The sequence below is a fragment of the Pseudomonas sp. 2822-17 genome (assembly GCF_002742485.1).
GTDB lineage: Bacteria > Pseudomonadota > Gammaproteobacteria > Pseudomonadales > Pseudomonadaceae > Aquipseudomonas > Aquipseudomonas cyclaminis.
This window is the reverse complement of sequence record NZ_LJRZ01000573.1, coordinates 1-368: the sequence shown is the minus strand read 5'-3', so window position 1 is coordinate 368 and position 368 is coordinate 1. Positions and strand designations below refer to the sequence as shown.

Annotated in this window: 1 protein-coding gene; it reads left to right on the top strand. The window is 40.2% G+C overall.

The annotated features are described in order from the left end of the window. Positions 1 to 368: LysM peptidoglycan-binding domain-containing protein (locus AOA60_RS23445; RefSeq protein WP_143522506.1), on the top strand; the 368-nt coding region annotated here is incomplete at both ends.

The window sequence follows — 368 nt, the reverse complement described above, 5'->3', positions numbered from 1 at the left end:
GTTCTAACCATACCAACTAGTAATACTGGCACATCTCAACCAACGGCTCCTATTGAAGATCGGACAACCTTTACGTATCGCGTTGTAGCTGGAGACAACTTAACTGTTATTTCCCAACGTCATAGTGTAACGGTTGATGCTATCCGAACTGCAAATAATTTAAGGACGGATGTACTGCAAATTGGTCAGACCTTAACCATTCCTAATGGGTTGAACAAGGATACTACAAATACTGTGCCAGTTCAGAAAGGTTCCCTTGATCCAGTTACGATAACTAACATTCAGCATACCGTTCGGTCAGGGGACAATATGTGGAACTTAAGCCAACATTACAGTGTTCCTTATCTAGATTTATTAAGACATAATAA